Below are 14,445 nucleotides of genomic sequence, written 5' to 3'. Positions count from 1 at the left end.
ACCTTGATGAAACCAGTTGTGTCTGTAGAGTTATAATCAACTGTACCAGTATAGGTAGGATCTTTTACCCAAATAGTCTTAACAAGGCTACCGTTCTCATCTACAACCTCTGCCAAACGCTTGATGTAGTTTGTAGCAATAGCTCCATCGTTATACACTGTACCTGGTGAGTAGAGACGTACTGTTGTACCACCTGTTGTACTTGAGTAGTCGTAACCAACAAAGTCACGCTTAGCTGATGGTGTTGCCATTTGTCCGCCAATACCATTGATGGTGTAAGTGGCAATTGTTTTTCCATCAGTTGTCTTATAGTAAGTTGTATATTCTTGATAGGTTGGTACCAAAGTGTTAGTAAGGGTACCACCGTTGTATTGTAATTGAAGCTCACCAGAAGTTGTACTTGATGAAGTACTGTCACCGTATGTAATTGTTAACGGTAGGTTGTTAGCACCAGCATAACTTTGGAAGTAAGTGAATGTTGCAGTATCACCCTTATCCAAAGTGTAACTTTCAACTACAGTGTTTGTCGTCTTATTAACTAATTCAACATAAGTTGTTGTAGTTGTTGTATCGTAGTCTAAAGAATAACGGAAATAGTAGTTATCTTTGACTGTTTGATCTGTCAGCTGATCACCAAACCAGTTGAATTTTGAATAGTTAAAGGTGAAACGTTCCGCATCTGAAGATGGTGTAAAACTTGTATTATTTGTCGGATTTGAAATTGCAGCACCGTTAGCATTATCCATTGATGGTGAAGCAGTTGACAAGGTATCAACCAAAATACCATATCCTTCACCAACTTTAGTCACGGTTGCTGTCGTTGAAGTATTAAGAGCAAAAGTAATCACTCCGTCTTCATCATTTTCCAACAACAAAAGACCAATTGCTTGGTTGCTTGCTTGCAAACTGCTGATAATGGTAGCAAGGTCCGCCGCAGTCGCATCCGCATCTCCTAAGATGGTTTGAGCCAACAGCAGCTGATCACGACTGGTTCCAATTGCAGTTAGTAAGGCTTGACTTGGTGCAGTTTGATTACTTGCGATTTGTACTAAAACCTCTGCTTCCGAAACAACTTGCTCTAAGACTTGTTGAGGAGTTTCTTCTGAAGTTGTCGACTCTGCAGTTGAACTCTCTGATAACTCTGATGCCGTAGATGAAGACTGACTATTTTCTGAAGCAATTGTCGACTCACTTGAAGAAGTAGATTCACTAAATGAAATCGATTCACTTTCTGATATTGACTCACTTGTCGAAGCTGATATGCTATCAGATTCCGAACTACTAATAGATTCAGAGTCACTGATTGACTCTGAATGACTTGTCGACTCGGATTCACTTACTGATTGTGAAGATGTATCTGATTCCGTACCAGCATCACTCATGCTAATAGTGTCTTCGTTAGCTAACACTGATGTGGTTACTTCAGTAGCAATTACCGTATCTTCGGCAAGAACTTGCTCTGCAGTAAGTCCTCCACCGACCACAGCACTTGCAGCTATCAATCCACGCAACATCTTCGCAGCAGACTCTTGCCGACTTGCAGAAGTTAATTTTATTTTTGGACTTTCAGAAGCGCTACGTTTCCCCAATTGAATAAGCCCAATCTGTGACATAACTGTACGTACCCAATGCTTCCCAGACTTGTGCATTTTCACTCGGCTTTTACGCGAGACCTCGGTATACCGCTTTCCGTTTTTTCTTTCCATAAATACCTCGTAATCTGTATGTTGATATATAATCTCTCCCTAAAAACATATTTATAAATATATTTTTAGGGAGGTTTATACGATATTTTACCTAAAACAACAAAGGTTGTCAACTCTTTATGCTCAGAACATTCGTTTTGTAATACATTTGTATAAATAATAAAACAATTGCTATTTTACAGCGTTTTCAGGCATATGAATAACCTCAATTAGTATTTTCATTTAGACAAATCATCGTATTTTCTTAAGTAAACACACACACACATATATATATATATATATATAAACCTACTTTTATTTAGCAATGTTTTTATTGTTTTTTTAAGTACAATACACACGTAACATCCTCGCAAAACTTTATCAAATTATTCAATATAATCGAATTCATTTTACAGATAATTAGGTAATAAATATATATTTGTTTGTACATTTTTATAAATAAGATCGAGATAAATATAGTTTTCTCTTAACACCAGTAAAAACACAACTCTTTTCGTATGACTAACACTCCAGCAGTCAATCAAAAGAAAGCCCCTACTTTTAATCCATCACTTCCCTCTCACTATTCAACTACCATGAATTGTATGTCTCTTATTTATAAGATTGATCGCAATAATAAAAGGGAACTATTCCGTTCCCTTTTATTATTATTTTTACTACTAGCATACGAACTCTAGTTAGATACAATTATTCAGTTTCTCCATTTTCTTTCTTCCGACGTTTATAGAAGCTACCAAGAAGAAGACCTCCCCCAAGGATTCCTGTCCAAGCTGATGATTATTCACTAGTATTTGGCAGCACATCTTGTTTACGCGGAGTTTGAGAGTGACGAGACGGAGTTGATTCTGACTCGGAGATAGATTCAGAGATTGATTCGGAAAGGGATTCGCTGACTGACTAGGAGATATGAAAACAAAAAAATCCCTGTTTTACAGCGTTTTCATCTACTTTGTTCAATTCTAGTTTATTTTTATAAACATATAAAGCTGTGTTTTTCTTGAACACAGCTTTATATCTATATATTGTTTTTGTTATAATACTTATTTAGAATGGCTATTTTTTGTAGGCATTTTTGATATTCTTGCATATGACCCGACGCCAAAAAACTATCCCTGTGAAGATCCAATCTCCACCGATAAGCTCTCAGCTCTGCGGCTATATCAAAACCAATCAGACTCAAAATAGTTATTCGCTCTTCGATACTTTTTAACGGAAAAACGTAAGTCGTCTCTACTGTTTTAGTCACACTAGTCTCGCGCTTACGATGATAGTACAACGCAGTATTGGTAAATACAATCCGATCAGCCATCAAATATAGCTTCCAGGTCGTATAGTCATCCTCAACTTTTTCATCTTCAGGATAGCTAATATTCTCAAACAAGGACGCCTTATATAATTTACACCATGGAACTGTAAAACACTGACTAAAGGAAAATCGCCCATCATATTCTCTAGTAAACCATTCTTGAGGAGTATAAACCTCTCGAAAATAGTCCTTTTCTGTTACATGAAAAGCAAAACTCCCTCTCTCTTCCATAAATTGCGTAAAATTAACTACAGCAATATCCGATTCCGTCTCCTTCAACGCTTGGTACAACACTTCTATATGGTTCGGTTCTAACCAATCGTCATTATCAACAAAAAGAACAAAATCACCCGTGATTAATGGAAGGGCCGAATTACGTGCTGCTCCTACTCCTCCACCACCAAGTTTTTTGTGGATAAGTCGCACACGACTATCTGCCTGTCGATAAGCTTCACAAACTTCTGCACTCGCATCTGTTGAACCATCGTTCACTAAAATCAATTCAAAATTTGAATAGGTTTGCGAAAGAATGCTATCTATACACTGTCGCAAATAGGGCCCCGCATTATACACAGGAACAATGACAGAAACTTTTTCCATCTAGTCCTCCCTCTTTTGATAACCTTCATACAAATCAATTTTTGAACAGATTGTACGATAGAGATTAATTTGACCTGCATAGAGGGCATCACCACGACATTTTTTCAAACGCTCAACATAGGATGTAATCTGTGCGGCCGGATTGTAACCAAGTGCAACCATCAAAGAAATCCGCTCCTCTGCATTGGAAACCATTGTTGCTATATCATCATGCATGGCTGTTCTAGACAATCCCTCCGCTCGCTGAGAATAATAATAGGTTCCTTCATTAGTAAAATGAATTTGGTTAGCTTTCAAGTATAACTTGTAAATTGTTGCATCGTCTTCGCGCAGGCGACCTACAGGATAGCGAATATCCCCAAATAACTCTCGCTTAAACAACTTCAAAGGTGAAAAAGTGAATGCCAGGTGCATATTATTTTTCATATCACCTTCCAAGTCCATCCATTCTTGCACCGAGTACACTTTCTGGAAGTAGGATTCTTTTGTATGATAAAAAAGAAAACTCTGTCTTTCTTCATTAAATGAAGAAAAGTTTGTCGCTGCAATATCAGAACCCGATGCAACCGCCGACTGATAGAGATGCTCTAAGTAAAAATCCTCTACAAAATCATCCGAATCAATAAAGGTGATATAAGAGCCTTTTGCTTCATCAATCGCACGATTCCTAGCAGCAGATACCCCCATATTCTCTTGATGTATCACACGAATACGGCTATCTTTCTTAGCATATTCCTCTAAAATAAAAGCCGAACCATCCTTCGAGCCATCATTCACCAACAGAAGTTCAAAATTGGTATGTGTTTGCTTCAGAAGCGAATCGAGACAACGTGCCAAATATGGTTTTACATTATATACCGGTACAATCACGCTGATTAAACTTTGATCCATTACTTCCTCCTCTTTATGAATCAACGACTTAGCTGGGACATCAACCCATTCCAAAACTTGATTGATATACTCCTCATCGACTACTTCCGCAATATTTTCATCATAATTAAACTCAGCTGTATGTTTGTGTTCCAATTTGACTTTAGACTCCGCCTTCATCTGGAACCATTCATATTCTGAATCAATATGACCTAAATCTATCGCTTGATAACCACGCTTTGTCAAATCATAAGAAAGCAGTTTAGCAGTCGGTCCCAACATCAAGATGACCAACCGTCCCTCAGCATGACGTAATATAGAGGAAATGATTCGATCATACGATGAGAAGGCATTTTTTGACGGGCAAATAATCCGTGAAACAGATTTGGCTTGCTCAAACAAATCATTTCCCATACCAGAACGTGATGTTTCTCCTTCAACAATTAGAATATCACGACCTGACCATAATTTTTTGATTGCCGCAAAATACCTATCAGAGTGACTCTTATCAACTAGATCAATATAAGGCCGAGACAGGAACGTCGAACCATACCACTCTGATTGGCATTCTTCTTCGTAAAAAGCATGGTACTGTTCAAAATGCTTACTCCAGAAATAACGAGCATTGCTATTGTAGCGCTCAAGATTCTGAAAAACATCTGGTAGGCACACCAACAGCTGTTCATTACTAGGCATCTGTAAAATTGCTTTCAATGCTCCAGCCAGTTCTTTATCATAAGCCTGATAAGGAATGCTATGCCCTAGAATTAGATCGATTTCACCATCACCGAATCGGACAACTGAAGCATTATTTTCTTGAATAAACTCAAGGCTTTCTAAAATGGGCAACACCCGAATATCTTCTAATTTTTTCATAATACCCTACTTACATACCGCTTCAAACACCGCTTCTGTCAACAATTTTCTTGTAAAGAAGCCTTGTCGAACCAAAGAGCTAAATGAGCGGACCTTCGCTACCATTCCTTGATATTCTTCGACAGACATAGTCTCGATTCGAGCAACAGCTTCCTCTAGACTATCTACAACCATACCCAAGCCATTTTTTTCTACAATTTCTTGATTGGCCAAACCACGCTGAACAATAACAGGAATCCCTGCAGCAACAAACGCACCTAATTTATAAGGACAGTATAATTTTTGATACTCTTTATCGTGATCATCCATCCAAACCAGCCCAAATCCACCTTCTGACATTTCAATCAACAATTGCTCATCTGGTCGATAGGTAAAATGCTTCACATTTGCAGGCAACTCTACTTCCTGACGTGCATACAAGTTCAATTGAACGTCGTACTCCCAAGATTTCACAAAACTAAATCTATCTGGAGACCCTGGAAAATGGATTTCTTTTTTGAAAATTGCTGGTAACTGCGGAACATTGGTTGGATGGTCCCACATTCCCTGTACAATTGTTTTTTCTACAGTTAGACCATGACGTCTTAAATTATCAATCATTTGTTGACTCGGAGCTACAACAACATCCGCTTGATTATAATATGCAATTGTACGGTCCATCAGATAGTAATTTCCAGCAAACATCAACGGAACAACATCATGAATGAAGATGACTATTTTAATCTGATATGCACGTAATTTGGCCATTATCTTTTCGTCAAAAGCCGTTGTATTCCAAGTCGGCGTTTGAAAAATAACCACATCCCCGTGTCTAAGTCCTGCGACTATCCCATCCAAGCGCTTACTCAGTTCCTCTGGTGTATCTGCATCCATACGATAAGCATGTATGCCCATTTCACGATAGCCTAGCGATGTCGCAATATCTGTGACCATATTCTGACAGATTTGTGCGGTACTAGAAGCCGCATGTCCATTCAAATTTGTAATATATACACGCATTATTTTTTACCATATTTTTCTAATAGTCGGATTCGATACTCTAAGTTTTTATAGGCTACTACATCACCTCTTCGCAATTTGCTATCGCGATTTAACTGAGACCTCCACTTAAAAGCCGCAATTTCTTTGGATAAATCAAAACCAAGAAGTCCCAAAACTTCCAAGCGTTCTGCAACAGGTACAGTTGAAAAAATTGTGGCTTGATCCGCAGTTTGTGTCATAGAACCTTCATTGACACGATAAATTAGACTTGAGCGATGCATGTATGCAATTTTATTGGCAGCGAGATAGGTTTTCCAGGTTGTACGATCATCTTCACCAAAACCATCTGTCGGGTACAATATGTATTCAAACAAGGATTTTCTATACATTTTTGACCACGGAACAGTGAAGCAAAGACTGATATTGTGACCAACTCCGTATTGATAGTTAAACCATTCCTCTGGGCTATATACTGCCTCATAGTAATCTTCTGGCCCAATATGAAGGTTATAACGTCCAGTATCTTCATAGTATTGGGTAAAATTTGAAATAGCCACATCGCTACCTGTCCGTTGCATCAAGTCATATAGGTCACTAACATGATTTGGATCTATCCAGTCATCTGCATCCACAAAGACGATGTATTCTCCTGTAGCAACATCAATCGATGTATTTCTAGCAGCACCAAGACCTTCGTTTTGCCGCTTATGAATAACCCTCACTCGGCTGTCCTGATGCTTTAACTGTTCACAAATAAGCGCAGAACCATCTTTGGAACCATCGTTTATCAATAATATCTCTAAATTTTTATAATCTTGAGCCATAATTGACTCTACACACTGTCTCAGATGTTTCTCTCCATTGTAAACAGGTACGATTACACTGACTTTTTCCATGAACGCTCCCCTAAATTTTTATTCTATTACTAACTATCATAGCATGCCCAACAAATATTTGCAACGTTCATAGAAAAAGGAGGCTATCCCCTTAGCGATAAATTCCGTGTTCTAGATGAGCAGACCACAAACCAGTCGCAAATGATTGTATCAAATCCGGGTCACTTAAAAAATCAACTACTGGTTGTCCGTTTAAATACCCCTGTCCCGAACAAAAACCTGTATACTCTCGACATATTCTTATCAACGATTCCCTGATTGGCAGAAAAGTATCAGGATTTTCTTTCGGACGATTGACATCATAAGCTCCAGCTAAAAATTCTTCCTCTGTCATAGAATGCACTAATTCTCTGAGACCGCTAAAGCGACCTTCTTCATAGCTAGGTAAAGAAATATTTAATACAGGTGTTCCCAATGCTAAACTAGGAAGCGTTCCATGCAAACGAGTTGTCACAACCAATCTTGCCGACTGATATAAATATAAATAATACTTCGCCAATTTCATACGACGTTCTGTGGACATGTAGATATGCGCTACGTCTACCATCAGTCGTACTACTGGCAATTTTGACTCCGACTTCATTTTTTCGTAAACTTCGTTCGACACATCTACAGCCAATATAAAGTCTTGTTTCGGAACATCCTTCTCACGTTGAAGAGTCAATGTTAAACAACCCGACCAGTAAGTTTCGACTCCTATTTTTTCAAAAAACTCCTTAGTCCCATAACTTCTCGCTCCTACCGGACCAAATTTTCGGAAGAACTCCACATTTTCTTTCGAAGAAAAAATAGGCTGAACCGGACCATCAATATACATAGAAATCAACAGAGGATGAATCTGAGGATGTTTCAAAGGAAAATTTTGTGGATGATGACTGTACCAACCATTCATAATTAGCTTTATCTCTTCGTCAGTAGAGTCGGCAATAAAATCATGAAGATAATCACGATTCAGATAGTAGTCTACCTGTGGTAGAAAACGCTCGGCTGCAACCGACTGTATTTCATCACCAATATTTCCAGTACTATAACATAATAAAGCAAATTTTGTCATAAGCCCTCTCTTTTCAAAAATTTTTCAATATTATAGCACAAGAAATATCTAAAACCAATTTATTTGACCATAAAAAAAGAGAGTAGGTTTTGCAACCTGTTCTCTTAATTTTTCATTATGAATTCTGCCATTTCTTCTGCCGTATCAAAAACAGCTTCTTCAAAACCATCTGTTTTTGTCGCAGTGAATGTCAATAGAGGTTTATTTCGATCTACAAGCATTTGCAAAATATCCCTAAATTTTGAACCATGATTAATATCCAAATACATATCGCAGTTATCAATCCAACGATCCGCTGTATAGTGCATAACATGTGGATAGAGCTTAACATTTTCATAGCTTGCTAATCGCTTCAATTCTGGAACGATGTCTGTAAACGCCATAATGTGAAAGTTACAATGTGGCACTAACTGCACCAAACTTTCGATCTGCTCCAATTTTGGAAATTCAAAAATAGTCAACAAATTCTTTTCAGCAGAAATCGTCAACTGGGAATGATGATGTAAAATATCGGCCCATTCTAGTTGTGAGTAACGCCACCAAACTTCTCTCAAACGACTCGTTGAATATGTCAACCATGGTTTTACCGGTGAAACATAGTGAATAATCGCCGGGAGTGGATCAAGTGGAATATCAAAAATAAATTTATAGCCAAATTGCTCTAATAATTTATCTGTCCCAATTTGGAAATTGTAGGTATCTTCAAGCAGAAGATAACGATCTTTAATGACCATATTCAAGACAGATTGATCCGCTTCTGTCAAGTTTTGATGTTCTTGACTTACTACCTCCAACAGGCGTTCCATAATTTGTTCATCTTTCCAACGTCTGTTATTAATCAACAGAACTCCTGCATTGAACCTCTCTTCTAGACCATAGCCAATCTTTGCAGCAGCAAGATAATAATCTTCAATATCTTTAGCAAATAATTCATCCAATGATCTCGTCACTACTAAGTCACTATCCAGATACAGAACCTTGTCTTCTTCAACAAATTTCGGAATAAAGAAACGAGCATACGTCATATAATTTATATGAGGTCCATTCTTAGGCAATGTCCAACCAAGCTCCACTCCGGTACCGATAAGTTTTACATCAATTAGCTGACTTCCAGTTTCTCGCATTCGTCTTCTGATATAAATAAACCATTCTTGAGGGATGTCCTGGTTAAATAGATAAATTTTTACATTGGCATTATGATAACAAATTGATTTAATAGTTGCCTCGATGTAGCGAATATAGCCATAATCTCCTGCCAATACAATTGCCTTTGTTTCCTTATTCATTCTTCTCTCCTGATACTTCAATCAACTTTCTTAATTTGTGGGATAAAAATCCGATGTTACAATTCCATTATACCATGAAAAGAATAAAATAACCGAGTAATTTACCACAGACTATTAAAGATACGGTTCTCTATAAACTTCTTGCTTGTCCTTCGTTGTCGCCTCCAATAGAAAATAAGTAGCGATGTCCTTGAGTTAGACTATGATAAAACCCATCTCCTTCATAAATTTGAAAAATCCTCATAGTCTTTTGACTTTCTTCATCTTTATAGACATGTTGAATATAGTCATTATCCGAAAACACCTTGTCCAGCAGTTCTTGACTTGCCAGTCTTGCCTTTCCCTCAATCCGAATAACCTGAATGAGATACTCTTCTTCAGACAAGGCCGACAATGCCACGCGACCATCTTCTATTAACTGTCTATAAAAATGAGTCTCAGAACCAGTCATAAAGAAGATACCATCTTCATTCGCAGCAGTAATATGAATAGGTCGAGCGTGGGGATTTCCTGCTTCATCTACTGTTGCAAAAATCCCCAATTTCATCTCTTCCAAAATCCCCATGATTTCTTTCGTCTTCATCAGTAGCCTCCTTGACATAAATTCTACCTAGATTATAGCAAATTCTATGCAGAAAGTTAAGATGAATAAATCTAAAACCATATTCCTATATCAGATATATCATTTTAATTACTAACAGTCCAATTATAGAATATATATAGACAGCCATTAATGATAAATACCACATCCGCTAAAAATAAATAGAATCCATTCCCGTAGAAACCACAAAAAAAGACACCCAAGATAAAAATCTTGAATGCCTTGAAACGTTGATATATCGCTGATAATTAACGTTTTGAGAACTGGCTAGCTTTACGTGCTTTCTTAAGACCTGGTTTCTTACGTTCAACCATACGAGCGTCACGTGTAAGAAGGCCTGCGCGTTTCAATGAATCGCGGAAGTCTGGGTCTACTTGAAGCAATGCACGCGCGATACCGTGACGGATCGCACCTGATTGACCACCGTAACCACCACCGTTCACGTTAACGAAAACGTCGTATGAACCTTGTGTTGAAGTTACTGCGAATGGTTGGTTGATAACCAAACGAAGGTCAGCGTGTGGGATGTACTCTTCTACATCTTTTTTGTTTACTGTGATTTTACCAGTACCTGGGACCAAACGTACGCGTGCAACCGCGTTTTTACGACGACCAGTACCTGTGTATTGTGCTTGTGCCATTTAGATTACGTCCTTTCCCTTAGATAAGACCTGAAATATCAAGTACTTCTGGTTGTTGTGCAGCGTGAGTGTGCTCAGCACCTACAAACACTTTCAATTTCATGCCTTGTGCACGACCAAGTGTGTTGTGTGGAAGCATACCTTTAACTGATTTTTCAATCAAACGAACAGCGTTTTTAGAACGCAATTCACCAGCTGAGATTGATTTCAATCCGCCTGGGTGGTTTGAGTGAGTGTAGTAGATTTTATCAGTTGCTTTTTTACCAGTCAATTTCACTTTCTCAGCGTTGATAACGATAACGAAGTCACCAGTATCAGTGTGAGGTGTGAAAGTTGGTTTGTTTTTACCGCGAAGAACGCTAGCAACTACTGCTGAAAGGCGTCCAAGAGGTACATCAGTAGCGTCTACTACATACCATTTACGTTCAACTTGGCCTGGTTTAGCCATAAATGTTGTTTTGTTCATGATTTCTCCTATACGAATCGTTTTTGTTTACTGGGCGGATGTTCCGGTCCGCGGGTATTTGGAAGGTTCCGGGGCCTTTCAAATGGGGTAAACAATACCGTCTACCATTTTATCAAATCTACTAGTCTCCGTCAAGCTATTTTACTTTACTTTTTTTATTTTTTGAAAGATAGCAGAGCTGCTGAGAATGAAAGCCTTATCAGGTTTACTTTTCCCACTGACCTAGCTGTCCAGGTAAGACCAGCTTCTCTTTATAAGGGAAGGTCTTATCAAATTCTTCCAAGACCAATTCATCCACCGTGTAACCCGGCGGATCTGTAAACCACCAGTCCCGGCCTTCCAGAACTTCTGGTCGGAACAACTTGACCAAGAAATAATCAGCTTCTGGGTCCGCCTGATAACGAATGCCGACCTCCTTACCCTTGACAAAACCAAATCGACTGTAGTAATCAGGAGAGCCTGTAATGGCCACCAAGACTGCTCCGCTATTTTCCGCCAAAGCCAGCGAATACTCCAAAAGTGCCTGACCGTAACCGCGGCCTTGCTGGTCTGGCGAGATGCTAAAGGGACCAAAGGTCAGACTGGGCAGGCGAGCGCCGTCCGCCGTAATCTCCGACGCCACATAGAGGATATGCCCCACCAGCTGACCGTCGGCTTCCGCGACAAGATTGAGGTCTTTTATGACGTGTTTTTGCTTTCGTAATTGATGCACAATCAGATGCTCAGTAGCACTCAGATAATAGGCCTTCAGTTTACTTTAGTACAAGGCAACGAGTTGCAGACAGTACTGGAGTACAGCAAAACGAGTTAACGATGTAATAAAAGATAAACTGACGGACGAAAGACATTCCAAAGGCGTCACGTGTTTGCTCCTCCACCGCACGCTGATCCTTTTCTTCTTCTCTTCTGATGATGAGTGACATCTTATCTCCTTTTGATTGTCCTATTCTGCAATAGTTCGCTGCCACACAAAAAGGAATACATCTTTGCAAGAAATATCCCTTAGAATCTAGGCTCTCATTTCTGTCCCAATTGATAAAATAGCTAGGACTCCTGTCCCTGTATGAGTGGCAATAACTGGTCCTAATTCTGTCAATAGAACATCAGAAACACGGTCGTCTTCCAATAAACTAGATTTGACGCCCTCTGCCGCCTCAATATCACCTGTATAGGCCACCATGACTGTAGAATGATCCAAGTTGTCCAAGGTCAGGTTCAGCATTTCTTTGATTCCTTTTTTACGACCACGGATTTTAGCAATAGGCACAAGTTTCCCTTCTACATCTAGCGAAAGCAGAGGTTTGATATTCACTAAGCCACCAATAAGACCTGCTGTTTTCGATAAGCGACCACCACGCACCAGGTGGTTAAGGTCATCGACCAAGAGGTAGGTCCGTAGGCGCGGCACCAAATCTTCTACGATTGCCTTAGTTTCTGCCAAAGTCTTACCCACAGCACGCGCCTCAACGGCCTTCATGACCAAGTAGCCTTCTCCAATGGTCGCTGCCTTTGTATCAACAATGGTGATGACTGCTTCTGGATATTGATCCATAACCATATCTCGTGCAATGACTGCACTCTGGTAGGTCCCTGAAAGAGCTGCTGAGAAAGCGAGATAAAGCACCTCTTGACCTTCCTTGGCTGCCGCCTCAAAAACTTCTTCAAACTGACCAACATTGACCTGACTGGTCGTAGGTTGACTGCCAGAAGCCATTTTCTCCAGCAAATCTGCTGAGGTCAAGCGGTTTTCACCGACTGTTTCATAAGTCACGCCGTCTAGGTTAATGGTCAAACCAAGCACGGTCACATCGTTTTCTTGGACCCAGCTGATTGGCAAATCCGATGTCGAATCGGTTACAATTGTAAATGTCACTCTTTCATTTCCTCCATCATTTCTTTTAAGGCTTGAAAATTCCCATCTGACCAGGGATTGAGCCGCGGGGTGTAGAGTTCTACCTGGTCCACAAACTTGTCCAAGTCCTTTTTGATGACCCTGGTTCTCTCCTCTAACTCACGCGCCGAAACCCGTAAGGCCCCTTGTGAAAAGACCACCCATTGTTCATTGAGGTCGCTGGTTGCGACGGAAACCTGTTTGCCACGGTCACTATTGAGCTGGGCACTGAGTCGTTCGATGTAGCTATCTGCCGTCTCTTCCTCCTCTGTAAAAATGACCGATACCTTAAATTCGTCATACTGTTGGCGAAGACCTGGCACATGGTGGGCATCGAAGACACAAATCACCTCGATTTGTTCAAAGGCTGCGTAGTGAGACAAGGTGCGAAGCAAGGTCGTTCTGGCCGCATCCAAGTCTCCCTTTTTAAAATCTTGCTTGGTGGCCTGCCAAAAGGCAATCATGTTGTAGCCATCTACAATGAGAACTTTTTCTTTCATTTAGATTTTCTTCCGAAATACTTCGTACATCAGCACGGCTGCTGCTACGCTGGCGTTGAGAGATTGGACATGGCCCTTCATAGGAATGGTAATCATCTCATCCACCTGCTTTTTGATATTGCTGGAAATCCCTTTACCTTCGTTGCCAATAATAAGTGCTAGTTTACCAGCTGTATTCCACTTGTGGCTTGGGGTTCCGTTCATATCGGTACCAAATACCCAGAAACCAGCCTCCTTGAGCTTATCAAGGGTTTGGCTAAGATTGGTCACTCGGGCGATTGGGACATGGGCCACCGCACCTGTGGAAGTCTTTGCCACAACAGGCGTCACGCCAACTGCTCGGTGCTTGGGAATGACGATGCCTGCTACCTGAGTGGCATCTGCAGTCCGTAAAATCGAGCCGAAGTTGTGGGGGTCTGTCAGCCCGTCCAAGATGAGAATGAGAGGATTATCTTCTGCTTCAGCTTTTTCCAAAATCACCGATAGGTCCGCATAGGCAAACTCAGAGACTCGTAGGACAAAGCCTTGGTGAACGGCACCTTCAGTCATGTCAGACAGAGTCTTCTTCGGCGTCCAAGAAATCGACACCTTTTTCTCTGCCGCCAGTGCCTTGATTTTTTCTACATTTTTTCCGCGCAAATCATCCTGAATGTAGAGTTTGTTGCCGGTGTTGGCCTCCAAACTCTCCACTACAGCATGTACGCCATATACTATATCATTTTGTTCCATAAGAGTATTATAGCATATTTTGGAAAAGGAAAAAGCCGAGAG

At 40.0% G+C, this 14,445-nt stretch carries 15 protein-coding genes; 1 reads left to right on the top strand and 14 read right to left on the bottom strand.

Annotated elements, in window-relative coordinates; genetic code table 11:
• The first annotated feature begins 663 nt into the window (after positions 1 to 663).
• A complete protein-coding gene (locus ODU46_RS04340) occupies positions 664 to 966 on the top strand; it encodes a hypothetical protein (protein ID WP_275125578.1) in 303 nt (100 codons plus the stop codon).
• Positions 967 to 2,721: 1,755 nt separating this feature from the next.
• Here ODU46_RS04340 and ODU46_RS04335 read toward each other — a convergent pair.
• From ODU46_RS04335 to rlmB, 14 genes are all read right to left on the bottom strand, one after another.
• Positions 2,722 to 3,612, bottom strand: coding sequence for a glycosyltransferase family 2 protein (locus tag ODU46_RS04335; RefSeq protein ID WP_105119015.1), 891 nt, complete (start codon positions 3,610 to 3,612; stop codon positions 2,722 to 2,724).
• Positions 3,613 to 5,358 (bottom strand): SP_1767 family glycosyltransferase, encoded by a 1,746-nt coding sequence (locus ODU46_RS04330; RefSeq protein WP_398579295.1) that lies wholly within the window; start codon positions 5,356 to 5,358, stop codon positions 3,613 to 3,615.
• 6 nt (positions 5,359 to 5,364) lie between these two features.
• Entirely contained in the window at positions 5,365 to 6,357 is a 993-nt protein-coding gene (locus ODU46_RS04325) for a sugar transferase (RefSeq protein ID WP_192872297.1), read from the bottom strand.
• Positions 6,357 to 7,235 carry a glycosyltransferase family 2 protein gene (locus ODU46_RS04320; protein ID WP_044772091.1) on the bottom strand — a complete coding sequence of 293 codons (879 nt, stop codon included), beginning with the start codon at positions 7,233 to 7,235 and terminating at the stop codon, positions 6,357 to 6,359. The genes ODU46_RS04325 and ODU46_RS04320 overlap by 1 nt, the downstream gene beginning before the upstream one ends.
• A gap of 91 nt (positions 7,236 to 7,326) precedes the next feature.
• Positions 7,327 to 8,289 carry a polysaccharide pyruvyl transferase family protein gene (locus ODU46_RS04315; RefSeq protein WP_105256093.1) on the bottom strand — a complete coding sequence of 321 codons (963 nt, stop codon included), beginning with the start codon at positions 8,287 to 8,289 and terminating at the stop codon, positions 7,327 to 7,329.
• A 104-nt stretch (positions 8,290 to 8,393) separates the two neighbouring features.
• On the bottom strand, positions 8,394 to 9,575 hold the full coding sequence (locus ODU46_RS04310) for a glycosyltransferase (RefSeq protein WP_105256092.1): 1,182 nt from the start codon (positions 9,573 to 9,575) through the stop codon (positions 8,394 to 8,396).
• A 130-nt stretch (positions 9,576 to 9,705) separates the two neighbouring features.
• The gene (locus ODU46_RS04305; RefSeq protein ID WP_029187364.1) at positions 9,706 to 10,158 is read right to left on the bottom strand and encodes a pyridoxamine 5'-phosphate oxidase family protein; all 453 of its coding nucleotides are present in this window, start codon (positions 10,156 to 10,158) and stop codon (positions 9,706 to 9,708) included.
• Positions 10,159 to 10,424: 266 nt separating this feature from the next.
• On the bottom strand, positions 10,425 to 10,817 hold the full coding sequence (rpsI, locus tag ODU46_RS04300; protein WP_002942223.1) for a 30S ribosomal protein S9: 393 nt from the start codon (positions 10,815 to 10,817) through the stop codon (positions 10,425 to 10,427).
• Positions 10,818 to 10,836: 19 nt separating this feature from the next.
• Positions 10,837 to 11,283 (bottom strand): 50S ribosomal protein L13, encoded by a 447-nt coding sequence (gene rplM, locus ODU46_RS04295; protein WP_002876943.1) that lies wholly within the window; start codon positions 11,281 to 11,283, stop codon positions 10,837 to 10,839.
• A gap of 205 nt (positions 11,284 to 11,488) precedes the next feature.
• A complete protein-coding gene (locus ODU46_RS04290) occupies positions 11,489 to 11,995 on the bottom strand; it encodes a GNAT family N-acetyltransferase (protein WP_161947365.1) in 507 nt (168 codons plus the stop codon).
• 40 nt (positions 11,996 to 12,035) lie between these two features.
• The gene (locus tag ODU46_RS04285; protein WP_161947366.1) at positions 12,036 to 12,206 is read right to left on the bottom strand and encodes a hypothetical protein; all 171 of its coding nucleotides are present in this window, start codon (positions 12,204 to 12,206) and stop codon (positions 12,036 to 12,038) included.
• Positions 12,207 to 12,292: 86 nt separating this feature from the next.
• Positions 12,293 to 13,156, bottom strand: coding sequence for a DegV family protein (locus ODU46_RS04280; RefSeq protein ID WP_136627944.1), 864 nt, complete (start codon positions 13,154 to 13,156; stop codon positions 12,293 to 12,295).
• Positions 13,153 to 13,674, bottom strand: coding sequence for an NYN domain-containing protein (locus tag ODU46_RS04275; protein WP_114866829.1), 522 nt, complete (start codon positions 13,672 to 13,674; stop codon positions 13,153 to 13,155). Before ODU46_RS04275 ends, ODU46_RS04280 begins: the two co-directional genes overlap by 4 nt.
• Positions 13,675 to 14,403 carry a 23S rRNA (guanosine(2251)-2'-O)-methyltransferase RlmB gene (gene rlmB, locus ODU46_RS04270; protein ID WP_105256073.1) on the bottom strand — a complete coding sequence of 243 codons (729 nt, stop codon included), beginning with the start codon at positions 14,401 to 14,403 and terminating at the stop codon, positions 13,675 to 13,677.
• Positions 14,404 to 14,445 lie beyond the last annotated feature (42 nt).

Origin of the sequence: Streptococcus sp. 2020WUSS089 (assembly GCF_044427405.1) — a bacterium.
Classification (GTDB): Bacteria; Bacillota; Bacilli; order Lactobacillales; family Streptococcaceae; genus Streptococcus; species Streptococcus hashimotonensis.
The sequence above is the reverse complement of the archived record's forward strand: the minus strand, read 5'-3'. Positions and strand labels throughout refer to the sequence as shown.